Origin of the sequence: Enterobacter cloacae complex sp. S3 (genome assembly GCF_014930495.1) — a bacterium.
In the GTDB taxonomy this organism is placed as follows: Bacteria; Pseudomonadota; Gammaproteobacteria; order Enterobacterales; family Enterobacteriaceae; genus Enterobacter; species Enterobacter asburiae_B.
This window is the reverse complement of the sequence record NZ_JADBRD010000023.1, coordinates 97,291-117,994: the sequence shown is the minus strand read 5'-3', so window position 1 is coordinate 117,994 and position 20,704 is coordinate 97,291. Positions and strand designations below refer to the sequence as shown.

The following is a 20,704-nucleotide window of genomic DNA, read 5'->3' as shown; positions in this document are numbered from 1 at the left end:
GGAAGGCCGCGACTTTGAGGGCGAAGAGGCTGATTAACGGCCCGCCCTTTTCTGTTCCTGGTTTACGCCAGTTTGCATGGTGTTGTGTTTTGTCTGCCAAAAGGGTTTTGTATGTCTGCTGCTCATCTCGGTTTCCCGACGGAAACCGTTGTTGTCTTTGTGGTGATGGCCGTAGGGGCGATGTTTATCGACCTCTTTATGCACCGTCACGATAAACCCGTCTCGCTGAAAAGCGCGGCGATGTGGTCCATTTTCTGGGTCATGATGGCGATGGCCTTCGCCGGATTCCTGTATGTTCACCACGGCGCCGAGATGGCGAGCCTGTTCCTCACCGGCTACGCGCTGGAAGAGGTGCTCTCCGTCGATAACCTGTTTGTGATGATGGCAATCTTCGCCTGGTTCGGCGTGCCGGATAAGTACCGTCACCGCGTGCTCTACTGGGGCGTGCTGGGGGCGATAGTCTTCCGCGGCATCTTTGTGGCTATCGGCACCAGCCTGTTAAGCCTGGGGCCGTACGTTGAGGTGATCTTCGCGCTGGTCGTCGGCTGGACGGCGGTGATGATGCTCAGGCGCAATGAAGAGAGCGACGAAGTGGAAGATTACTCGGGTCATCTCGCCTATCGCCTGGTGAAGCGCTTCTATCCGGTCTGGCCGAAAATCAGCAGCAACGCCTTTATTCTGACCCAGAAAGAGGTGGATGCGGAGCTGGAGAAGCCGGAAAACCAGGACGTGATGGTTGGCCGCGTGAAGAAGGCGAAGCGCTATGCGACGCCGCTGCTGCTTTGCGTAGCCGTCGTCGAGCTCTCTGACGTCATGTTCGCGTTTGACTCCGTGCCGGCCATTATTGCCGTGAGCCGCGAGCCGCTGATTATCTACAGCGCCATGATGTTCGCCATTCTCGGCCTGCGTACGCTTTACTTCGTGCTGGAAGCGCTGAAGCAGTATCTGGTGCACCTCGAGAAAGCCGTGGTGCTGCTGCTGTTCTTCGTGGCGTTCAAGCTGGGGTTAAATGCCACCGACCACTTCTGGCATCACGGTTACAGCATTGGCGCGACGGCCAGTCTGTTTGTGGTATTAGGCGTGCTGGCGCTGGGGATTATTGCGAGCGTGATGTTCCCGGGGAAACGTGAGGCCTGATGTACCGCCTTTCTCCCTCTCCCTGTGGGAGAGGGCAGGGGTGAGGGCACCGGTCCGCACCTAACCCTTAATCGGTGAATTCCGACGCTTGCGCGGGTGGTGGAAGTGCCGCCAGTGCGGATCCTGCGCCGCCGCCAGCAGTTCGTGGTCGCCGCGGGTGTCGCCCCAGGCGCGCAGATGATAGGCGTTCAGATCGCCATACACTTTTTCCAGCCTTGCCACCTTCTGGGCGCAGCGGCAGTTATTGCCCGTGATGCGCCCCGTCAGCTTGCCGTCTTTCACTTCCAGCTGCGTGCCAATCAGCTTAATGCCGAGCTTATCAGCCCACGGCTGGAGCACCAGCGCCGGGGACGCGGAACAGATGGTCACCTCCGCACCGGAATTTACCTCAGCCGCCACCGCCAGAACCCCTTCAGGGCGCATCAGCTTGTTCCAGTATTTTTCACAAAAGGCTTCCGCCTGCTGGCGCAGCCAGTGTTCATCCACGCCCGTCAGGAACGTTTTAATCAGCACTTCCTTGAGCTCATCGCGCGTCAGCTTGCGACGCACGCAGTGGAGCGTGGGCAGCGCCATGCGCACCAGGCGGCCCGCGAAGTAACGTTTGCCGAAGGCAAAACGCAGGAAAGGAATAAAGCTGTCGTGGTGCGTTAATGTCCCGTCAAAGTCGAAGACAGAGAGCACGCTGGATTTAGCCACCGTCTCGTCGGCAATCATATTGGTCATAAATACGTCTTAGCTGAAATACACATTCTGCGGATCAGTTTACCTGCTTTAGCTGGACAGTCCTTATATCACCACTCTTTTTTTCTCGATCTTGCGATCTCAAAGTGAGTCCATTTTTGGCCTCGATAACAATTGGTGAAAAAACGAGCTGTCTATATTATCGCCACATCGCAAGATATTTAGGGGAACCATTGGCCCCCACAGGTAAGGAAAAACTCACTCACTACTTCTTTCTTGATATGACTCTTAGATCGCTTATTTCAATCCTCACGTTAAGTTTTGCTTCGTTTTCTGCGTTCAGCTTTCAACTTCCAGCGTCGATGTTATCGATGAACAGCGAGCTGGCGGCATCACCGGCGAAATCTGCGCTGGTGCATCAGGAAACAGGTCCGCTGCGCTCGCGTATTCTCGATCAATACCAGAAATGGAAAGGCACCCAGTACCGGTGGGGCGGAACCACGCATCGCGGGGTGGATTGCTCCGCACTGATGCAGCACCTGTTCACCGATGCGGCGCATCTTAATTTGCCGCGCACTACGAGTGAACAGATCCATCGCGGCGTGCAGGTGGCGCAATACCGCCTGAGAGCCGGCGATCTGGTCTTCTTCCAGACGGGCCCGAACCGCAAGCACGTTGGCGTTTATATTGGCGAAAACCAGTTTATTCATGCCTCAACCAGTCAGGGCGTAACGGTTTCAACCCTGACGGATGATTACTGGCAGGCACACTACATTACCGCCCGTCGCATCGCAGGCAGTGCGGCCTGACAGCGTCAGATGATGTCATCCACGACGCCACCGTCGACGCGCAGCGCCGCGCCCGAGGTGGCGGAGGCCTGGGTCGAACAGACATAAAGCACCATATTGGCCACCTCTTCAACCGTGGCCGCGCGCTGGATAACCGAGCTGGGGCGGTTGGCCATCACAAACTCTTTCGCCAGCTGCTCCAGCGATTTGCCGGTTTTTTCGATTTCATCTTTCATCATCTCGGCGAAACCGTCAGACATCGTCGGGCCCGGCAGGACGCTGTTGACCGTCACGCCGCTCCCCGCCACAAACTTCGCCAGCCCGCGCGCCAGCGAGAGCTGCGCCGTTTTGGTCACGCCGTAGTGGATCATATCCGCCGGAATATTGCAGGCCGACTCTGACGAGATAAACACCACGCGTCCCCAGCCTTTCTGCACCATACCCGGCAGCAGGGCGCGGGACAGACGCACGCCGGACATCACGTTGGTCTGCCAGTAACGCTCCCAGGTCTCATCGTCGGTGGCATAGAAATCCTGCGGACCGTAAATCCCGGCGTTGTTGACCAGAATATCGACGTTATTCGCCACCTTCAGAAGCGACTCGACCCCTTCCGCCGTGCTGAGATCGGCAATCGCGGCACGCACCTGTACGCCCGGCACCACCTGCTGGAGCTGCTGAATGCCTTTATTCACCGATTCCGTGCTGCGGCCATTGACGATCACTTCCGCACCGCTTTCTGCCAGACCTCTGGCAATGGCGAACCCGATCCCGCCGGTTGAGGCGGTCACCAGCGCCACTTTTCCCGCAAAGTCGATTTTCATCATCTGCTCCTTCTCGTTTTAACGTTCGGACCTTAAAGCGTAGCAGGTGAGGATGACGGCTCCTGGCTAAAAAGGCGCAACAGCGTCTCAACCTGTTCATCAAGCGGGGCGAGGGAACGTTTAACAATCAGGTGAAGCGGCGTTGCCCTGCGCGCGCCGTGGCTCAGCGGCAGCCGTTTTAGTACACCCTGATCCAACTGGGTCTGGATGCGTTCCTCTGGCAGCCAGCCGTAGCCGACCTGAGAGACGACGGCTTCAATCGCGGCATCGATGGTGGAGAAGGTCCACGACTCGCCGGCAGCACGCGCGGCGGGCTGGCTGTCCGCAATCTGGATGAGCGGCCACGGGCGCAGCATCTCATCATTTAGCGGCGCGTCGAGGAGAAACAAGGGGTGCCGGGAATGGGCCACGGCAACAAAGTCGATATTCATCAGCCATTCTCCGAGCCCGGTAATGTCCTGGCGGCGGGTTAAGACCATCACATCGGCTTCGTCGTTAATGGCATCGGCGCGGGTATTTTCCAGCACCTCGGTCAGACGTACCTGAGTCTGCGGATACTGCTGCTGGAACTGACGAAGAATAGCGAACAGGCGGCGGCGCGGGAAAATGGAGTCCACCACCAGATCTAACCGCGTTCGCATCCCGTTGCGAAGGGTCGCTGCGCGCGTCTCAACGTACGAAAACGCTTTCAGCAGCGGTTTAACCTGGTTGAGAAGAAGCTCTCCGGCCGGGGTTAACACCGCCCGTCGCCCCTCCGGGACCAGCAGCGCCACGCCGAGCCGCTCCTGCAGCAGCGACAGGTTATAGCTCACCGAGGACTGGCTGCGGTGGGTTTCTTCCGCGGCTTTGGCAAAGCTGCCCGCTTCCACCACTCTTTCCAGTAAAGCCCATTGTTCCAGCGTCGTCTTATGCATGATTTATCTAAAATTTGGATGAATTTAATTAAAACATAGCGTTATTCATTCATTTTTTGAAGGGGTACGATCGTCTCATCAAAACAAAGGAGACATCTTATGAACACCTTCGACAAACACGACTTAAGCGGCTTTGTTGGTAAACATCTTGTATATACCTACGATAACGGCTGGAACTACGAGATTTACGTAAAAAATGAGACCACGCTTGATTACCGTATTCACAGCGGTCTTGTGGCCAACCGTTGGGTTAAAGATCAGCAGGCTTATATCGTGCGGGTAGGCGAGAGCATCTATAAAATTTCCTGGACCGAACCAACCGGTACCGACGTCAGCCTGATCGTGAACCTGGGCGACAAGCTGTTCCACGGCACCATCTTCTTCCCACGCTGGGTCATGAACAACCCGGAAAAAACCGTCTGCTTCCAGAACGACCATATTCCGCTGATGAACAGCTATCGCGATGCGGGTCCGGCGTATCCAACGGAAGTGATTGATGAATTTGCCACGATCACCTTTGTGCGCGATTGCGGTGCCAATAATGAAAGCGTTATTGCCTGTGCGGCCAGTGAATTACCGAAAAACTTTCCAGATAATCTCTAATAAGCGCGACAATTAACTAAAAAGAAAAGTTCCCGGCTATTTCATATTATTTTGAAATGGCCGGGATTTTTTTTGTTTGTTGATGATTGGTTTAAATGAATCCATTTCAAAATGTTGCAAAAGATCACATTAAAAATATTTAATATTAATTTAACTTGTTGTTTTTCAACTGGCTGCTAGTTGTCTTATAACGTTGCAAACGTTGTCTTAATTTTTCCCTAAGGAAAGAGAGCTACTTTGATATAAGTTTATGGTTCGTTGAAATAAACGGGCTGGCATTTGGTTAATATCAAAAACATGCCATTTTTATTGCAAGGAAATTAATAATGAGTGATTTTCTGCCTTTTTCGCGGCCGTCGATGGGCGCTGAGGAAATTGCGGCGCTTCAGGACGTTTTGATGTCGGGCTGGATCACCACTGGGCCAAAGAATCAGGAACTTGAAGAGGCATTCTGTCAGCTTACCGGGAATCAGCATGCGATTGCCGTCTGTTCAGCCACCGCGGGTATGCACGTCACGTTGATGGCGCTGGATATTGGCCCGGGCGATGAAGTCATTACCCCTTCCCAGACCTGGGTATCCACGCTGAATATGATCGTGTTGCTGGGTGCTACACCGGTCATGATTGATGTGGACAAAGATACGTTAATGGTGACGCCAGAAGCCGTTGAAGCCGCCATTACCCCGCGTACCAAAGCCATTATTCCCGTTCATTATGCTGGCGCGCCGTGTGAAATCGACGCCATTCATGCCATCGGTGAACGTCACGGTATTCCGGTTATTGAAGATGCGGCCCATGCCGCCGGAACCTACTACAAGAACCGTCATGTGGGATGGAAAGGGACCGCGATTTTTTCCTTCCACGCCATTAAAAATATGACCTGCGCGGAAGGCGGCTTAGTCGTCACGGATAATGCCCAGCTGGCGCAGCGGATCCGCAGCCTGAAATTCCATGGCCTGGGCGTAGATGCCTATGACCGCCAGACGCACGGCCGCGCGCCGCAGGCGGAAGTGATCGCGCCGGGCTATAAATACAACCTGGCGGACATCAACGCCGCGCTGGCGCTGGTGCAGTTAGGCAAGCTGAAAGAGGCCAACAGACGCCGCCAGGAAATTGCTGAACGCTACCTGCGTGAGCTTGCCGATACGCCGTTCCAGCCGCTCACCATTCCGTCATGGCCGCACGTGCACGCCTGGCACCTGTTTATTATTCGCGTTGACGAAGCGCGCTGCGGAATTTCCCGCGACAACCTGATGGCGGCGCTGAAAGAGAAAGGCATCGGTACCGGCCTCCACTTCCGCGCGGCGCACACCCAAAAATACTACCGCGAGCGTTTTCCTGATGTATCGCTCCCGAATTCTGAATGGAATAGCGCGCGTATTTGTTCTCTCCCTCTTTTCCCGGACATGACTCATGACGACACAACCCGCGTCATTACCGCACTCCATCAGCTTGCAGGACATTGATATGTTCAGTGCACCGCCTGTACAAAAAGTTTCCGTGGTAATCCCGGTTTATAACGAGCAGGAGAGCCTGCCCGAACTGATCCGTCGTACAACCGCCGCCTGCGACACGATGGGCAAGGCTTATGAAATTCTGCTGGTAGATGACGGCAGTAGCGATAATTCCGCGCTGATGCTGACAGAGGCCGCGCAGGCCGAAGGCAGCCATATTGTTGCCGTGCTGCTCAACCGCAACTACGGCCAGCACTCGGCGATTATGGCGGGGTTTAGCCACGTTACGGGCGATCTGGTCATCACCCTGGACGCTGACCTGCAAAACCCGCCGGAAGAGATCCCGCGCCTGGTCGCCAAAGCCGATGAAGGCTATGACGTGGTCGGCACGGTACGTCAGAACCGTCAGGACAGTCTGTTCCGCAAGCTGGCCTCACGCACCATCAACCGCCTTATCCAGCGCACGACCGGTAAAGCGATGGGCGATTACGGCTGCATGCTGCGCGCCTACCGCCGCCATATTGTCGACGCGATGCTGCACTGCCATGAGCGCAGCACCTTTATTCCGATCCTCGCCAACACCTTTGCCCGCAAGGCAACGGAAATTCCGGTTCTGCACGCCGAGCGCGAGCACGGGGAATCGAAGTACAGCTTTATGCGTCTCATCAACCTGATGTATGACCTCATCACCTGCCTGACCACCACGCCGCTGCGTCTGCTGAGCGTGTTCGGCAGCATCATCGCCGTGGCCGGGTTTGCGTTGTCCGTTCTGCTGGTGGTGCTGCGCCTGGTCTTTGGCCCGCAGTGGGCGGCGGAAGGGGTCTTCATGCTCTTTGCCGTGCTGTTTATGTTCATCGGCGCCCAGTTTGTCGGGATGGGCCTTCTCGGTGAATACATTGGCCGTATCTATAACGATGTTCGCGCGCGTCCGCGCTACTTTATTCAACGTGTTGTCCGTCAGGAACACAAAGCATCTCAAGAGGAAATTCACCCATGAAAGCTGTTGTATTTGCCTATCACGATATGGGGTGCACGGGCACGCTGGCCCTGCTGGAAGCGGGCTATGACATTGCGGCAATCTTTACCCATCCGGACACGGCTGGAGAAAACAACTTTTTCGGCTCAGTGGCGCGTATCGCCGCCGAGCGCGGGATCCCGGTTTATGCGCCGGACGACGTCAACCACCCGCTGTGGGTGGATCGCATCCGCGCGCTCGCGCCTGACGTAATCTTCTCGTTCTACTATCGCAACCTGCTCTCTGACGAGATCTTAGGTCTGGCCGCAAAAGGCGCCTTTAATCTTCACGGTTCTCTGCTGCCCGCCTACCGCGGCCGCGCTCCGCTGAACTGGGTGCTGGTGAACGGTGAAACGGAAACGGGCGTGACGCTGCACCGCATGGTGCGCCGTGCTGACGCGGGCGCTATCGTGGCACAGCAGAAGGTCGCTATTGATAGGGACGAAACGGCGCTGCAGCTGCATCAAAAGCTGAATGCAACGGCGCAGACGCTGCTGCGTGATGCACTTCCAGGCATCCTCAATGGCACCTTCAGCGAGACCGCGCAGGATGAGAGCAAGGCAAGCATCTTTGGCCGCCGCGCGCCGGAAGATGGTCGTCTGGACTGGAACAAGCCTGCCCGCCAGCTGCATAACCTGGTGCGCGCCGTAACCGACCCGTGGCCGGGCGCGTACAGCTTTGCGGGCGTAAGCAAATTTATCGTCTGGAAATCCCGCGTGCGTGACGATATACCGGCTGCCAAACCGGGCACCGTCGTCTCTGTCTCTCCGCTGATTGTAAGCTGCGGTGAACAGGCGCTGGAGATCGTTACCGGACAAACCGACAACGGCCTGTACGTGCAGGGCACGCAGCTGGCACAGTCTCTGGGTCTGGTGGCCGGGGCGCTGATCACAAGCGCGCCGGTGGTTGCCATCAAGCGCCGTACCCGCGTGCTGATCCTCGGCGTGAACGGCTTTATCGGTAACCACCTGACGGAACGTCTGCTCAAGGACGATAACTACGAGATTTACGGTCTGGATATCGGCTCTGACGCCATCAGCCGTTTCCTCGACAATCCGCGTTTCCACTTCGTGGAAGGGGATATCAGCATCCATTCCGAGTGGATTGAATACCACATTAAAAAATGCGACGTGGTGCTGCCGCTGGTCGCCATTGCCACGCCAATCGAGTACACCCGTAACCCGCTGCGCGTGTTCGAGCTGGACTTCGAAGAGAACCTGAAGATCATCCGCGACTGCGTGAAATACGATAAGCGCATCATCTTCCCGTCCACGTCTGAAGTGTACGGCATGTGTACCGATAAGAACTTCGATGAAGACACCTCCAACCTGGTGGTCGGGCCGATCAACAAACAGCGCTGGATTTATTCCGTCTCCAAACAGCTGCTGGACCGCGTGATTTGGGCCTACGGTGAGAAAGAAGGCCTGCGCTTTACCCTGTTCCGTCCGTTTAACTGGATGGGCCCGCGTCTGGATAACCTCAACGCGGCGCGTATCGGTAGCTCCCGTGCGATCACTCAGCTTATCCTGAACCTGGTGGAAGGCTCGCCAATTAAGCTTATCGAAGGCGGGAAACAGAAACGCTGCTTTACGGACATCAGCGACGGTATCGAAGCGCTGTTCCGCATCATCGAAAACAAAGATAACCGCTGCAACGGTGAAATCATCAACATCGGTAACCCGGACAACGAAGCGAGCATTCGCGAGCTGGCAGAGATGCTGCTGGCCAGCTTTGAGCGCCATCCGCTGCGCGACAAGTTCCCGCCGTTTGCCGGCTTCCGCGAAGTGGAAAGCAGCAGCTACTACGGCAAAGGGTATCAGGACGTTGAGCACCGTAAGCCAAGCATTCGCAACGCGAAGCGCTGCCTGAACTGGACGCCGACGGTGAAAATGGAGCAGACCATTGACGAAACGCTCGATTTCTTCCTGCGCACCGTGGAGCTGTCGGAACAGGCCTCATGAAAAAAGTCGGTTTACGCATTGATGTCGACACCTTCAGGGGAACGCGTGACGGCGTACCCAAACTGCTGGAACTGCTGAACAAACACGATGTGCGTTCCAGCATTTTCTTCAGCGTGGGGCCTGACAACATGGGACGCCATTTATGGCGTCTGATTAAACCGGCATTCCTGTTCAAAATGCTGCGCTCGCGCGCAGCATCCCTCTACGGCTGGGATATTTTGCTGGCTGGCACCGCCTGGCCCGGCAGACGTATCGGCGCGGGTAATGAAGCCGTTATCCGCGAGGCGGCGCAGCATCATGAGGTGGGTCTGCACGCCTGGGACCACCATGCCTGGCAAGCCTGGGCGGGCGTCTGGGATATCCCGCGCCTGTCCCGTGAGGTCGAGCGTGGGATGCTGGAGCTGGAGGCCATTACCGGTCAGCCCGTGCGTTGCTCCGCCGTGGCGGGATGGCGTGCGGATCAGCGCGTCGTGAAGGCCAAAGAAGCCTTTGCGTTTCGCTACAACAGCGACTGTCGCGGAACCGGGCCCTTTTTGCCGCTGTTAGGCGAAAATCGCTACGGAACGGTGCAAATTCCGGTTACGCTTCCCACCTGGGATGAAGTGGTCGGGCGCGAGGTGAAGGCGGATGAGTTCAATCGCTACATTCTGGACCGCATCCATCGTGACGCCGGCACGCCGGTGTATACCATCCATGCCGAAGTGGAAGGGATTGCGTATCAGCATGATTTCGACGAACTGCTGACGATGGCCGCTCAGGAGGGCATTGAATTTTGTCCGTTGAGCGAGCTGCTGCCGGACGATCTCAGCACCCTGCCTGTGGGCAAAGTCGTCCGTAATGAAATGGCTGGCCGGGAAGGCTGGCTTGGCTATCAACAAACCGTGAGTCCGGTCCCATGAAAACAGCCCGTTATGGCTTAGCGCTTCTCGCACTGTTTATCGTTTACTACCTCATTCCGGTCGATATTCGTCTGCTCTGGCAGCCTGATGAAACGCGCTATGCGGAAATCAGCCGCGAAATGCTGGCATCCGGAGACTGGGTTGTCCCGCATTTTCTGGGGCTGCGTTACTTTGAAAAACCGATTGCTGGCTACTGGATCAACAGCATCGGGCAGTTGCTGTTCGGGCACACCAACCTCGCCGTGCGCGCCGGTTCTATATTCTCCACCGGGTTAGCGGCGCTGCTGGTCATCTGGATGGCATGGCGTCTCTGGCGAGATAAGCGGACCGCCATTTTCTCCGGTCTTATCTTCCTGACCCTGTTCCTGGTGTATGGCATCGGCACGTATGCGGTGCTGGATCCTATCATCACCCTGTGGCTGGTGGCGGCGATGTGCAGCTTCTGGCTGGCCTCACAGGCCCAAACCGTTGCCGGAAAAGCGGGCGGCTATGTGCTGCTTGGGCTGGCCTGCGGGATGGGGGTGATGACCAAAGGCTTCCTGGCGCTGGCGGTACCGGTGATTGGCGTGCTGCCGTGGGTAATCGCCCATAAGCGCTGGAAAGAGGTGCTGATTTTTGGCTGGCTCGCGATCCTGAGCTGTGTGCTGATTGTTCTGCCGTGGGGGCTGGCTATTGCGCAGCGTGAACCTGACTTCTGGCGTTATTTCTTCTGGGTTGAGCATATTCAGCGTTTTGCCCAGAGCGACGCGCAACACAAAGCCCCGTTCTGGTACTACATACCGTTCCTGATCGCTGGCAGCCTGCCGTGGCTTGCGCTTTTGCCCGGTGCGATTCGTCTCGGCTGGAATGACCGACAAAACGCGGGTGGCGGGTTCTATCTGCTGGGTTGGGTGGTGATGCCGCTGCTGTTCTTCAGCATCGCCAAAGGCAAGTTGCCGACCTATATCCTGCCGTGCTTTGCCCCGCTGGCCATCCTGATGGCGCGCTATGCCTGCCTCGCGGCGGAAAAAGGTGCCAGAGCGTTACGCATTAACGGCGGGATTAACCTGGCGTTTGGCGTTATCGGCGTGGTGGCGGCGCTGGTGGTCTCGCCGTGGGGACTGTCTAAGCATCCGGTCTGGACGTCGGTCGAACTGTATAAAGTCTTCTGTGCGGTGGTGGCGTTCCTCATCTGGGCCGCGGTAGGTTGGTTTACCTTCAGACAGAGCCAGCAGCGCTGGTGGCTGGCGGCACTGTGCCCCGCAGGGCTGGCACTGCTGATTGGTTTTGCCATTCCTAACCTGGTGGTGGATTCCAAACAGCCGCAGTCGCTGGTCGATACCGTGCGCGAGCCGCTTCAGGAAAGCCGATTCGTGCTGGCCAATAACGTGGGCGTGGCCGCGGGCCTGGCGTGGGAGCTGAAGCGTAATGACATCACGCTGTTTGGTCAGAGCGGCGAACTGCGCTACGGGCTGGATTATCCCGATGTGAAAGATCGTTTTGTCAGTGAGGACGACTTCGCGCAGTGGCTGGCAGCGCATCGTCAGCAGGGGCGCGTGTCGCTGGTCATGCTGCTGTCAAAACGCGACGATATTTCACAGGCGAATTTACCGCAGCCGGACAATCTCTATATCCAGGGGCGTCTGGCCTTGCTGGAGTACCTGCCGAAGTGATGACCTGGATCTGGCTGATACTGGCAAGCCTGCTCAGCTGCGCGGGGCAGCTGTGCCAGAAACAGGCCACCCGTCCGGCGAAAGCCGGGCGGCGCGGGACGCATATCGCGCTGTGGCTTGGCCTGGCACTGCTGGCGCTGGGCAGCGGGATGCTGGTCTGGCTGGTGGTGCTGCAACGCCTGCCTGTCGGCATCGCGTATCCTATGCTGAGCCTCAATTTTGTCTGGGTGACGCTGGCGGCGAAGGCGTTCTGGCGTGAGCACGTTGCTGCGCATCACTGGCTGGGAGTAGGGTTCATCATCATTGGGATTGTTATCCTGGGAGGGAGCCTGTGAAAGGAGCGTTCTGGGCCTTATGCAGCGTGCTGTTAGTCAGCGCGGCGCAGCTGTTGCTGCGCAATGCCATGCAGGCATTGCCACCGGTCAGTGAGATCCTGGCGTTTGTTTCCGCGCTGTGGCACTTCTCGTCCGGCACGGGCGCGCTGCTGCTGGGGTTGACGGGGTACGTGGCCTCGATGGGCTGCTGGTATCTGGCGCTGCACCGTATGGCGCTCAGCAAAGCGTATGCCCTGCTGAGCCTCAGCTATATTCTGGTGTGGGGCGCGGCGATCCTGCTGCCCGGCTGGGGAGAACGCTTCTCCTGGCACGGGCTGGTGGGCGTCGGGTTTATTATTCTGGGTGTGTTAGTGATTTTTCTGCCCCGAACGTCCCAACGTGAATAATCGACTCGTGGGTCAGGGTGTAAGGGGTCGATGTGCAGACGGCAAGGCTCAGCGAGCCGACCTGTAGCTGGCTGACCGCATGCGTCTGCGCCGTGCTGTCGATGCTGACAATCTGCCAGGCACTGCCGCCACGCTGTTTCACAATCGCTTCTTTCCGCGTCCAGATACGCCAGAACGCGGAAAGCCGTTCCTCGGGCGCTTCACGCTCCAGCTCGTCATGCTCGGTCATGCTGAAAACCGCATTAGCCAGCGCCTGCCAGTTCATCCTCGGGCGAATCACTTCGATATCGCAGCCGACTTCACCTTCATCGCTCATCAGCAGGGCGATATCGTCACCGCTGTGGCTCAGGTTGAACCACAGCGGATTTCCCTTCGCAAAGGCCGGTTTCCCCTGCTCACCGTAAATGATGTCGGGGAGCGGGTGAGGGGATAACGTTCTGGCGAGCAGCGTTCTCCCGGCCAGCCAGGAGGCCTGTCGGGCACCCTGAGGCGCCCTGTCTGCGAGCGCTGATGCCAGCGGGTCCGCGCAAAGGGTGGAGATTTTTCCCAGTACAAACTGGTACATAGTTACGCCCAGCGTTTAATGATAATCGAGGTGTTGATGCCGCCAAACGCGAAGTTATTGCTCTGCAGATACTCGCAGTCAATCTGACGGGCTTCCCCCATAATATAATCTAAAGCACCGCATTGCTCATCCGGCTGCGTTAAATTGAGCGTCGGGGCAAACCAGCCTTCACGCATCATCTGCAGGCTCATCCACGCTTCCAGCGCGCCGCAGGCACCCAGCGTGTGGCCAAAATAGCTCTTCAGCGAGGAAACCGGCACGCTGTCACCGTAGATGGCGGCAGTGGCCTGACTTTCGGCGATATCGCCGCGATCGGTGGCGGTACCGTGCGCGGAGATATACCCCATATCCCGGGCGCTTAATCCCGCCATGGCCAGCGACTGCTCCATGCAAATCTGCATGGTGTCACGCTGAGGCTGGGTGATATGGGCCGCGTCACAGTTGGTGGCAAAGCCCACGATCTCACCGTAGATCGTGGCCCCGCGCGCTCTGGCGTGCTCCAGCTCTTCCAGAATCAGGGTGCCTGCGCCTTCCCCAATGACCAGACCATCGCGCTGCGTATCGAACGGAGAAGGGGTGGTTTTGGGTTCGTCGTTACGCTGGCTGGTGGCAAACAGCGTGTCAAACACCGCCGCTTCAGACGGACACAATTCTTCCGCGCCCCCCGCGATCATCACGGTCTGATACCCGTGGCGAATCGCCTCCCAGGCGTAGCCAATCGCCTGGCTGCCGGAGGTACAGGCGCTCGACGTCGGGATGACGCGGCCGCGTAGTCCAAAGAACAGGCCGGTATTCACCGCCGTAGTGTGCGGCATCATCTGGACGTAGGTTGTCCCGGTGATGTTATTGGTGTGCTTTTCGGTGAGCATGGTCGCGAATTCGCTGACCGGACCGGTGCTGCCTGTCGAAGAACCGTAGGCGATACCGGTTTGGCCGTTGGTGAGCACCGCTTCGCCAATCAGCCCCGCCTGCTCCAGCGCCAGCTCGGTGGCGCGGGTCGACATCAGCGACACGCGGCCCATGGCGCGAATACGCTTGCGGGTATAGTGTTCCGGCAGCGTGAAATCGTCGATCGGCGCGCCCAGCAGGGTATGCAGGCCATCGTACACCTGCCATTCCGGCATTTTACGCACCGCGTTTTCATACGCCAGCAGCCTGCTGGAAACGGATTGCCAGCTTTCGCCAAAGGCGGTCACGCCGCCCATGCCCGTAATCACCACGCGACGCGTCATAGCATGCCTCCGTTAATGGAAATGACCTGGCGGGTAACGTAGCCCGCAATATCTGACATCAGATAGCTTGCCAGCCCGGCGACCTCCTCAGCCTGGCCCATCCGTTTCATTGGGATGATGGACATGGCTTCCTTCAGCGCGGCCTCTTCCATCTCAATCATGCCGGTATCAATCAGCCCCGGGGCAATGCAGTTGACGGTGATTTTGCGTTTTGCCAGCTCAATCGCCAGCGCTTTGGTGGCGCCGATAATGCCCGCTTTGGCCGCGCTGTAGTTCACCTGTCCGCGGTTGCCCATCACGCCGGACACGGACGATAAGGTGATAATGCGCCCGCCTTTACGGGTGCCAATCATCGGCATAATGCAGGGGTGAATGACGTTATAAAAACTGTCGAGATTGGTGTGGATCACGCTGTCCCAGTCGTCTTCGCTCAGCGCCGGAAAGGCGCCGTCACGGGTAATTCCGGCGTTGCTGACCACGCCATACCATGCGCCATGGGCTTCAATCTCCTGCTCCAGCACCTCGCGGCACTGTTCGCGGTTGCCCACATCAAAGGCGAGTAAACGACCGTTGCCACCCGCCTGCGTGATGGCGTCCAGCGTCTCCTGCGCGCCTGCGGCATCACGATGGTAATGCACGCCTACGGTAAACCCGTCGGCGGCAAGCTGACGAGCGATGGCGCGCCCTATGCCTTTGCTGGCCCCGGTGACCAGTACGGAACGACTCATGCGTTAGATCCCTGATTAAAAAGCGATGTTAATTCTTCTGCGCTCGGCTGGAAGGTGTTGACCCGGCCCGTGGCCAGCGTCTCTTCATTAGCGGAAATCGCGCATTCAAAGCTGCCGAAGCGTTCGTCCTGCATCAGCAGCTTAACGGTGATGTCCAGCGTCAGGCCTGCGGCGAAACGCCCGCTGGCGCAGACCAGCTCGCGCGCGCCGAGCACCATGCCCAGCGCGATATGTTCCTGCCCCTGCTGCTGGCGATGCCAGCCTGACCAGACGCCGACGGTCTGCGCCATCAGCTCGAGCGCGTACCAGCCCGGCAGGTCGCCATCGGCGTTGAGAAACGGCGCCAGCACGCTTTGCCCGTTGACCGCCACGCGGCAGACCGCCGTGTCGTCCGTAACGTTCTCAACGGACCCCAGCAGCATCATTGGCGCCTCGTGCGGCAGATAGGCTTCGGGTGATAAGTAGCTCATGAGGCTCTCCCCAGCAGGATGCTGGCGTTGTTACCGCCAAACGCGAACGAGTTAGACAAAATGACCGGCTTTTTCAGGGCGGTGCGCTGGTGCAGAAGGCCGCACGGCGCCAGCGTGTCGTCCGGCGCGTAGCGGGCGAAGTCCTGCGGCGGCAACGGCAGATCGCGCGTCAGAATCAGCCAGCTCAGGGCCGCTTCGGTAATGCCGGCGGCGCCCAGCGTATGGCCGGTAAGGTGTTTGGTTGAGCTGCACGGCACGCTTTCCCCGAAGAGATCGTGAATCACCTGCGATTCAATCTGATCGTTGAGCGGCGTGGCCGTGCCGTGCAGGTTGATGTAGCCGATATCCTGCGGCTGCATACCCGCTTCGTTAAGCGCCTGCGCGATAGCCCTTATCGCCCCTTCACCTTGCGGATGCGGGGCGGAAATATGGTACGCATCGCTGGATTCGCCCGTTCCGAGCAGCGCCACGTCTGCGGGCTCCCGGCTCAATACCATCAGCGCGGCGGCTTCACCAATGGTGATCCCCCGGCGGTCGCGACCAAACGGCTCGCAGAGCGTAGGGGAGAAAGATTCAAGGCTGTTAAAGCCGTTGACGGGCATCCGGCTCAGGGTATCGGCCCCACCGACAATGGCGATGTCCACCAGCCCGGCTTCAATCAGACGTTTGCCGCCGATCATCGCCCGCGCGCTGGAAGAGCAGGCCGTGGAGATCGTATAGGCCGGGCCTTCGAGCTGAAGCCAGCTGGCGAGGAAGCGGGACGGATCGCCAAGCTCCTGCTGCGGATACTGCCAGCGCGTGCTCGCTTCGCCATGGGCCATGTGGCGCACGTGCTCATCGCCTTCGTCCAGCCCGGAGGTGCTGGTCCCCAGCACCACGGCCACGCGGTCACGACCGACGCGGGCGATGGCCTCGTCAACGGCGGGCTGAATCTGCGACAGCGCGGCCAGCAGCAGCTGGTTATTGCGGGTACGGTGTGCGGCGAAGGCGTCCGGGATGTGCGGAATCTCGCCTTCCACGCCGCCCAGAACGGCTTCGGGTAAACCCTGCAACCAGCCGGTCCGGGCGTGCATCCCCGGCGCCACGCCTGCCGTCAGGTTCGCGGCAATCTCGTCAGGCGAGTTGCCCAGCGCGTTGACCATGCCAACAGCGGATATATAAATCATCTCAGTCACCCAGATATTGAATGGTGATGTGGTATTTGAACACGTGCTGCTCGATGCTGATCGGCTCGCGCTTGCCTTTGCGCTGCAGGTAGACAATCTCCGTCACCAGCTTGCCGCTGGCGTTACGCAGCTCGCGCCGATCGCCATTGTCCGTTAACGTCCAGCCCTTCGGCAACTGCGGCTGCCAGGCGCTAATCGGCCAGTGGCTGAGCATCACGTCGGCCAGCACCTGGCTGGCGGGCGGCAGCTGCGGCACGACGATCGACTGCTCGGTATGAATACCGGTCTCATCGTACGTTGCCAGGAACAGGCGAATGCCCACGGAAGAGAGCCCGGCCAGCGTGACCTTATGCGCATCCGCGTTGAGCATCACCAGCAGGGACTGCGTTTGTCCGTTAAAGCTGCCGGTCAGCAGCTGCTGGGAGCTCACCGCCGGGCTGATGCCGGGCGGCGGCAGCGTCACTCTGGTGCCCGGCTGGAGCCAGGCCTGAGGCCGCGTCTCTTTGGTATCGGTCGAATGGCTGCAGCCCGCCAGCAGCAGCGCCGCGGCCAGCGCAACGGCGCGGTAAAAAGCGTTCATTTACGTTTTCTCTCTTTCTTATCCGGCATCGCCAGCGGAGCCAGCAGGAAGGCGGTAAAAATACCGCTCACCAGCACGATGCCAAAGCTGCTGATGGCCTGGGTGGCGCTGAAGACGAGCATGCCCAGCGTCAGCAGCGTGGTCATCATGGCCAGCGTAATCGCCAGCATCGAGGTCAGCGGCGTACCGCGCGGGTTGCTGAAAAACAGCGTGTAGTTAATGCCAATGCCGAGCACCAGTACCAGCGCCAGCAGTGAGAACAGATTCACCGGGTGGCCCGTTGCGGCCAGCACCGCCAGGCCGCAGCTCAGCGACAGCACGGACGGCACCAGGCTTATCAGCCCTTTACGCCAGCCGAGGCGCAGCATCGCCCCGCAGGCAATGACTGCCAGCGCGGCAAAGAGTAGCCCCGTCAGCAGCGTGCGGTAGAGGGCAAACAGGCTGTCAAAGCTGGCTTTGCGATCGACCCAGACGACGCCGTCATGGCGCGCGGCCAGTTCACCGAGGTAAGCGCTGTTTTTCGCGCCGTCCACCGGCACCAGCACGCCGCTTTCCCCATTGGGCAGGGTCAGCCAGAGCAGACGCCAGCCTTCGCTGGCCGGGCTTTTAAGCCACGCGTCCACGCTGACCGGCATGGCGTCGAGATTCGGGGATACGGCGCTGAGCCCGGCGCTTTTCAGCACGTTCGTTACCGCAGGGGCAGCGTCGTGCAGCAGCGTAAGATCGCTTTTCTGGCGCGCCAGCGAGTTCAGCGGCAGCGTACGCCAGCGGGCGATCTCTCCGGCTTTTTTCGCCTGTGCCAGCGCCGGGGTAAAGGCTTCCAGCCGCTCCAGCGTTTGCTGAGGCGAGGCGCCATGAACCACAAACCATTTCTGATCGACGCTCTGTCCGGTCAGGGCGGTAATGGCCTTCTCCTGCGCCAGAATATCTTTCGGCAGGGCCTGCAGCTGGGCGATGTCGTCGTCCACCCTCAGGGTGCTCATCCCCACGGCGGAGAGCAGCGCCAGCGCGACGGGCAAACCCACGGACAGTTTTTTATTGCGTCGCCACGCGGCCAGCCAGCGCAGCATGATAACCATCAGCGGAACCGGGCGCACCGGTAATCCCCGGCACAGCCACGGATGCCAGAAAATCACCGTCAGGCAGGAGGCGCTCAGCCCCACGGCGGCGAACACCGCCATCTGGCGGATCCCGGGGAAGGGGGCCAGCATCATAATCAGGTAGGCGGCGACGGTCGTCAGCAGCGCCAGCAGCAGCGCATTGCGTACTTTCGCCAGGCTTTGCCAGGGGGAATGCTCCGCGCCGTGCACCATCCGTTCGGTCAGGTAGTAGAGCGTGTAGTCGGCTGAAATACCGATGATGCTCATGCTCATCACCAGCGTCATCAGGTGCAGTTCGCCAAAGAGCAGCAGCGTCACCACCGTACCCGCCAGCGCGCCGATGGCAATGGAGAGCACGCTCAGCAGCAGCGGGCGCAGAGAGCGGAACACCGCCACGATGAGCAGGAACACGCCAAGCAGGGTGGCGATGCCCAGCGTCGAGACGTCGCGTTTGGCCTGCTGGCTGGCGTAATCGCTGTAGAACACGGTCCCGCGCGAAAGCAGCTGCGCCTGGGGGTAACGCGCTTTTAGCCTCTCCTGCAGCGCGCTAAGCGTCGTCACCAGCCGGTGGGTCTGCTGCATATCAAATGACGAGCCCGCCAGCTCGCCGTGCAGCAGATACCAGTAGTTTCCCGCCTCATCCTGTGTGACCAGCCAGCCGTCCATCAGCCGCAGCTTCTGGCCGTTTTGCGCCAGAGCGAGCTGCGAGCCGCGCATCAGCATCAGGGGATCGTTTTGCAGCTCTTTGCCGCTGACGCCGGAAAAGGCCGAATAGAGCTGAGATAAAATCCACTGCGCCTGCGCTTCTCCGCCGTTTTGCAGGCGGGTGCGGGTGGCGGGATCGATCAGGCCATTTCGGTGCTGCCAGAAGAACTCTCCCCAGGCCTTTTGCCCGGCGGCGTCCATCGGGCCTTTGACCTCGCTGAGCGAATCGCTGCTTTGCAGCAGCGCCAGCCACTGCTGCGCCACGCGCGGATCGGGCTCTTTGCCGGGGCTGACCAGCCAGACCAGCTGGCGGTCGAGACGCTGCATAAACCCGTCGTTGAGCGCCGGCGGGATCGCCCCCAGCGTCTGCTTCGGCAGCATGGCCAGCACGCTGCTGTTCAGACGCGCGCCGGGCAGCAGCGACAGCAGCACGCCCAGCAGAATCAGGCATAGCGTGGCCCACAGCAGCGCCGGGCGCAGGGATTTACGGTGCGGCAAAGCGTTGGCGTTCGTCATCGGTCAGGCTGGCGGGCGTCAGTTGGTGGCGTGAAAGGGCGATATCGGTACGGTCGCCCTGTTTATCGTTGAGGCGAATCGTCTCCAGATAGGTCGCGCCGCCCAGATCGAGGGTGGCGAAAATCTTGTCCAGCGGCGTCGTTTTTGGCGTAAGCACCAGCGACCAGCGGCCCGCGCCCAGGTCTTTAAAATCGATGCGGAAGTTCTCTTCAAGCACCCTGCGGTCGGCCTGGAACAGGGCCCGCAGAAGATGGTTGAACTGGAACATCTGCGGATTATTGTCGGCGGTGACGGTCTGCGGCGGCTGGCCGTTAATGGCCTGAACCATCCGCTTGTCGTCCAGCAGGAGCGTCATCGGAAACGGCGCTTTTTGATCCCACAGCAGGCCGCTGTCGCGGGCGATCAGCATCTCGCCCTGCGAGCGCAGCGGCTGCGGCATATCTTTTATGGTGCGAACCTGCTCGAAGTGCGCGCGCACGACAGGCTGCCCGGTGAAGCGCTGCTGCAGTTCATCCAGCGTCACGGCGCTGACCAGCGGGCTGACGATCAGCGCCAGCAAAGGCCACCATTTCATGGCGTCACTCCCATTCGTTCAAACAGTATTGCCGGGCTCACAAAGCACATTTCGCGGGTGGCTTCTTCCACCGCTACCTGGATGGTGTAGCCGGTGGTGGTGCGTTTGCCGGTCTGCGCATCGAAAATTTGATAGGCTATGCGCAGGCGGTTTTCATACTCTTCAACGTGCGCGCGGACGCGAATACGCTGCTCAAAGGTCACCGCATCGCGGTATTTCACCCGGGTATCGACGACGGGCCAGACGTAGCCGGAGGCCTTCATCTGGCGATAGCCATAGTCAAACTGATTGAGCAGCGCCTCGCGGGCGATCTCAAAGTAGCGGAAATAGTTACCGTGCCAGACCACGCCCATCATATCGACGTCGTGGAACGGAACGGTGATCTCAACTTCAGTCGTAAAGCGGGGATCGGTCAGCACCCT

General features: G+C 59.1%; 22 protein-coding genes. 10 read left to right on the top strand and 12 right to left on the bottom strand.

Annotated features, from left to right (window positions below; translation table 11 throughout):
- Positions 1–111: 111 nt before the first annotated feature.
- Entirely contained in the window at positions 112–1,137 is a 1,026-nt protein-coding gene (locus tag IM317_RS15275) for a TerC/Alx family metal homeostasis membrane protein (protein ID WP_024908851.1), read from the top strand.
- A 60-nt stretch (positions 1,138–1,197) separates the two neighbouring features.
- Here IM317_RS15275 and IM317_RS15270 read toward each other — a convergent pair whose 3' ends face one another.
- Positions 1,198–1,860 (bottom strand): HAD family hydrolase, encoded by a 663-nt coding sequence (locus IM317_RS15270; RefSeq protein WP_014885577.1) that lies wholly within the window; start codon positions 1,858–1,860, stop codon positions 1,198–1,200.
- Positions 1,861–2,099: 239 nt separating this feature from the next.
- Here IM317_RS15270 and IM317_RS15265 point away from each other — a divergent pair, with 239 nt between their 5' ends.
- The gene (locus tag IM317_RS15265; protein WP_032667969.1) at positions 2,100–2,627 is read left to right on the top strand and encodes an NlpC/P60 family protein; all 528 of its coding nucleotides are present in this window, start codon (positions 2,100–2,102) and stop codon (positions 2,625–2,627) included.
- A 5-nt stretch (positions 2,628–2,632) separates the two neighbouring features.
- Here IM317_RS15265 and IM317_RS15260 read toward each other — a convergent pair whose 3' ends face one another.
- A complete protein-coding gene (locus tag IM317_RS15260; protein WP_033146855.1) occupies positions 2,633–3,427 on the bottom strand; it encodes an SDR family NAD(P)-dependent oxidoreductase in 795 nt (264 codons plus the stop codon).
- A 32-nt stretch (positions 3,428–3,459) separates the two neighbouring features.
- Positions 3,460–4,341, bottom strand: a complete 882-nt coding sequence (locus tag IM317_RS15255) for a LysR family transcriptional regulator (RefSeq protein WP_033146854.1) — start codon at positions 4,339–4,341, stop codon at positions 3,460–3,462.
- A 99-nt stretch (positions 4,342–4,440) separates the two neighbouring features.
- On the opposite strand from IM317_RS15255, the gene IM317_RS15250 reads away from it, so the two are divergent.
- The 8 genes from IM317_RS15250 (at position 4,441) to arnF (ending at position 12,646) form a co-directional block, all read left to right on the top strand.
- Positions 4,441–4,944, top strand: coding sequence for a phenolic acid decarboxylase (locus IM317_RS15250; RefSeq protein WP_008503103.1), 504 nt, complete (start codon positions 4,441–4,443; stop codon positions 4,942–4,944).
- Between the two features lie 326 nt (positions 4,945–5,270).
- Entirely contained in the window at positions 5,271–6,410 is a 1,140-nt protein-coding gene (gene arnB, locus IM317_RS15245; protein ID WP_023309541.1) for a UDP-4-amino-4-deoxy-L-arabinose aminotransferase, read from the top strand.
- 1 nt (position 6,411) lies between these two features.
- The gene (gene arnC / locus IM317_RS15240) at positions 6,412–7,395 is read left to right on the top strand and encodes an undecaprenyl-phosphate 4-deoxy-4-formamido-L-arabinose transferase (RefSeq protein WP_029740674.1); all 984 of its coding nucleotides are present in this window, start codon (positions 6,412–6,414) and stop codon (positions 7,393–7,395) included.
- Positions 7,392–9,374 (top strand): bifunctional UDP-4-amino-4-deoxy-L-arabinose formyltransferase/UDP-glucuronic acid oxidase ArnA, encoded by a 1,983-nt coding sequence (gene arnA / locus IM317_RS15235; RefSeq protein ID WP_033146853.1) that lies wholly within the window; start codon positions 7,392–7,394, stop codon positions 9,372–9,374. Before arnC ends, arnA begins: the two co-directional genes overlap by 4 nt.
- Entirely contained in the window at positions 9,371–10,273 is a 903-nt protein-coding gene (arnD, locus tag IM317_RS15230) for a 4-deoxy-4-formamido-L-arabinose-phosphoundecaprenol deformylase (protein ID WP_023309538.1), read from the top strand. The genes arnA and arnD overlap by 4 nt, the downstream gene beginning before the upstream one ends.
- Positions 10,270–11,925 (top strand): lipid IV(A) 4-amino-4-deoxy-L-arabinosyltransferase, encoded by a 1,656-nt coding sequence (gene arnT, locus IM317_RS15225; protein WP_033146852.1) that lies wholly within the window; start codon positions 10,270–10,272, stop codon positions 11,923–11,925. Before arnD ends, arnT begins: the two co-directional genes overlap by 4 nt.
- A complete protein-coding gene (gene arnE, locus IM317_RS15220) occupies positions 11,925–12,260 on the top strand; it encodes a 4-amino-4-deoxy-L-arabinose-phosphoundecaprenol flippase subunit ArnE (RefSeq protein ID WP_033146851.1) in 336 nt (111 codons plus the stop codon). The genes arnT and arnE overlap by 1 nt, the downstream gene beginning before the upstream one ends.
- Complete coding sequence (arnF, locus tag IM317_RS15215; protein WP_033146850.1) at positions 12,257–12,646, top strand: 4-amino-4-deoxy-L-arabinose-phosphoundecaprenol flippase subunit ArnF; 390 nt, start codon at positions 12,257–12,259, stop codon at positions 12,644–12,646. Before arnE ends, arnF begins: the two co-directional genes overlap by 4 nt.
- Here arnF and acpT read toward each other — a convergent pair.
- From acpT to IM317_RS15170, 9 genes are read right to left on the bottom strand one after another with little or no spacing between them, the layout of a single operon-like run.
- Positions 12,594–13,211 carry a 4'-phosphopantetheinyl transferase AcpT gene (acpT, locus tag IM317_RS15210; protein WP_033146849.1) on the bottom strand — a complete coding sequence of 206 codons (618 nt, stop codon included), beginning with the start codon at positions 13,209–13,211 and terminating at the stop codon, positions 12,594–12,596. The two genes, arnF and acpT, sit on opposite strands and share 53 nt — an antisense overlap.
- Before the next feature lie 2 nt (positions 13,212–13,213).
- A complete protein-coding gene (locus IM317_RS15205; protein ID WP_033146848.1) occupies positions 13,214–14,443 on the bottom strand; it encodes a beta-ketoacyl-ACP synthase in 1,230 nt (409 codons plus the stop codon).
- Positions 14,440–15,171 carry a 3-ketoacyl-ACP reductase FabG2 gene (locus IM317_RS15200; protein ID WP_032662188.1) on the bottom strand — a complete coding sequence of 244 codons (732 nt, stop codon included), beginning with the start codon at positions 15,169–15,171 and terminating at the stop codon, positions 14,440–14,442. Before IM317_RS15200 ends, IM317_RS15205 begins: the two co-directional genes overlap by 4 nt.
- Positions 15,168–15,641 carry a 3-hydroxy-fatty acyl-ACP dehydratase gene (locus IM317_RS15195; RefSeq protein WP_033146847.1) on the bottom strand — a complete coding sequence of 158 codons (474 nt, stop codon included), beginning with the start codon at positions 15,639–15,641 and terminating at the stop codon, positions 15,168–15,170. Before IM317_RS15195 ends, IM317_RS15200 begins: the two co-directional genes overlap by 4 nt.
- Positions 15,638–16,807 carry a beta-ketoacyl-[acyl-carrier-protein] synthase family protein gene (locus tag IM317_RS15190; protein WP_033146846.1) on the bottom strand — a complete coding sequence of 390 codons (1,170 nt, stop codon included), beginning with the start codon at positions 16,805–16,807 and terminating at the stop codon, positions 15,638–15,640. Before IM317_RS15190 ends, IM317_RS15195 begins: the two co-directional genes overlap by 4 nt.
- Before the next feature lies 1 nt (position 16,808).
- Entirely contained in the window at positions 16,809–17,387 is a 579-nt protein-coding gene (locus IM317_RS15185) for a DUF3261 domain-containing protein (RefSeq protein WP_033146845.1), read from the bottom strand.
- On the bottom strand, positions 17,384–19,708 hold the full coding sequence (locus IM317_RS15180; RefSeq protein ID WP_033146844.1) for an MMPL family transporter: 2,325 nt from the start codon (positions 19,706–19,708) through the stop codon (positions 17,384–17,386). Before IM317_RS15180 ends, IM317_RS15185 begins: the two co-directional genes overlap by 4 nt.
- On the bottom strand, positions 19,677–20,282 hold the full coding sequence (locus tag IM317_RS15175) for an outer membrane lipoprotein carrier protein LolA (protein WP_033146843.1): 606 nt from the start codon (positions 20,280–20,282) through the stop codon (positions 19,677–19,679). Before IM317_RS15175 ends, IM317_RS15180 begins: the two co-directional genes overlap by 32 nt.
- Positions 20,279–20,701: a thioesterase family protein gene (locus IM317_RS15170; RefSeq protein WP_023309526.1), complete on the bottom strand. Its 423-nt coding sequence runs from the start codon at positions 20,699–20,701 to the stop codon at positions 20,279–20,281. The genes IM317_RS15175 and IM317_RS15170 overlap by 4 nt, the downstream gene beginning before the upstream one ends.
- Positions 20,702–20,704: the final 3 nt, after the last annotated feature.

Coding starts and splice junctions, on each gene's coding strand:
- acpT (WP_033146849.1), bottom strand. CDS start 13,211: ATGTACCAGTTTGTACTGGGAAAAATCTCCACCCTTTGCGCGGACCCG.
- arnB (WP_023309541.1), top strand. CDS start 5,271: ATGAGTGATTTTCTGCCTTTTTCGCGGCCGTCGATGGGCGCTGAGGAA.
- IM317_RS15195 (WP_033146847.1), bottom strand. CDS start 15,641: ATGAGCTACTTATCACCCGAAGCCTATCTGCCGCACGAGGCGCCAATG.
- arnC (WP_029740674.1), top strand. CDS start 6,412: ATGTTCAGTGCACCGCCTGTACAAAAAGTTTCCGTGGTAATCCCGGTT.
- IM317_RS15255 (WP_033146854.1), bottom strand. CDS start 4,341: ATGCATAAGACGACGCTGGAACAATGGGCTTTACTGGAAAGAGTGGTG.
- IM317_RS15260 (WP_033146855.1), bottom strand. CDS start 3,427: ATGAAAATCGACTTTGCGGGAAAAGTGGCGCTGGTGACCGCCTCAACC.
- arnA (WP_033146853.1), top strand. CDS start 7,392: ATGAAAGCTGTTGTATTTGCCTATCACGATATGGGGTGCACGGGCACG.
- IM317_RS15205 (WP_033146848.1), bottom strand. CDS start 14,443: ATGACGCGTCGCGTGGTGATTACGGGCATGGGCGGCGTGACCGCCTTT.
- arnT (WP_033146852.1), top strand. CDS start 10,270: ATGAAAACAGCCCGTTATGGCTTAGCGCTTCTCGCACTGTTTATCGTT.
- arnD (WP_023309538.1), top strand. CDS start 9,371: ATGAAAAAAGTCGGTTTACGCATTGATGTCGACACCTTCAGGGGAACG.
- IM317_RS15185 (WP_033146845.1), bottom strand. CDS start 17,387: ATGAACGCTTTTTACCGCGCCGTTGCGCTGGCCGCGGCGCTGCTGCTG.
- IM317_RS15270 (WP_014885577.1), bottom strand. CDS start 1,860: ATGACCAATATGATTGCCGACGAGACGGTGGCTAAATCCAGCGTGCTC.
- IM317_RS15200 (WP_032662188.1), bottom strand. CDS start 15,171: ATGAGTCGTTCCGTACTGGTCACCGGGGCCAGCAAAGGCATAGGGCGC.
- IM317_RS15190 (WP_033146846.1), bottom strand. CDS start 16,807: ATGATTTATATATCCGCTGTTGGCATGGTCAACGCGCTGGGCAACTCG.
- IM317_RS15180 (WP_033146844.1), bottom strand. CDS start 19,708: ATGACGAACGCCAACGCTTTGCCGCACCGTAAATCCCTGCGCCCGGCG.
- arnE (WP_033146851.1), top strand. CDS start 11,925: ATGACCTGGATCTGGCTGATACTGGCAAGCCTGCTCAGCTGCGCGGGG.
- IM317_RS15250 (WP_008503103.1), top strand. CDS start 4,441: ATGAACACCTTCGACAAACACGACTTAAGCGGCTTTGTTGGTAAACAT.
- IM317_RS15265 (WP_032667969.1), top strand. CDS start 2,100: ATGACTCTTAGATCGCTTATTTCAATCCTCACGTTAAGTTTTGCTTCG.
- IM317_RS15175 (WP_033146843.1), bottom strand. CDS start 20,282: ATGAAATGGTGGCCTTTGCTGGCGCTGATCGTCAGCCCGCTGGTCAGC.
- IM317_RS15275 (WP_024908851.1), top strand. CDS start 112: ATGTCTGCTGCTCATCTCGGTTTCCCGACGGAAACCGTTGTTGTCTTT.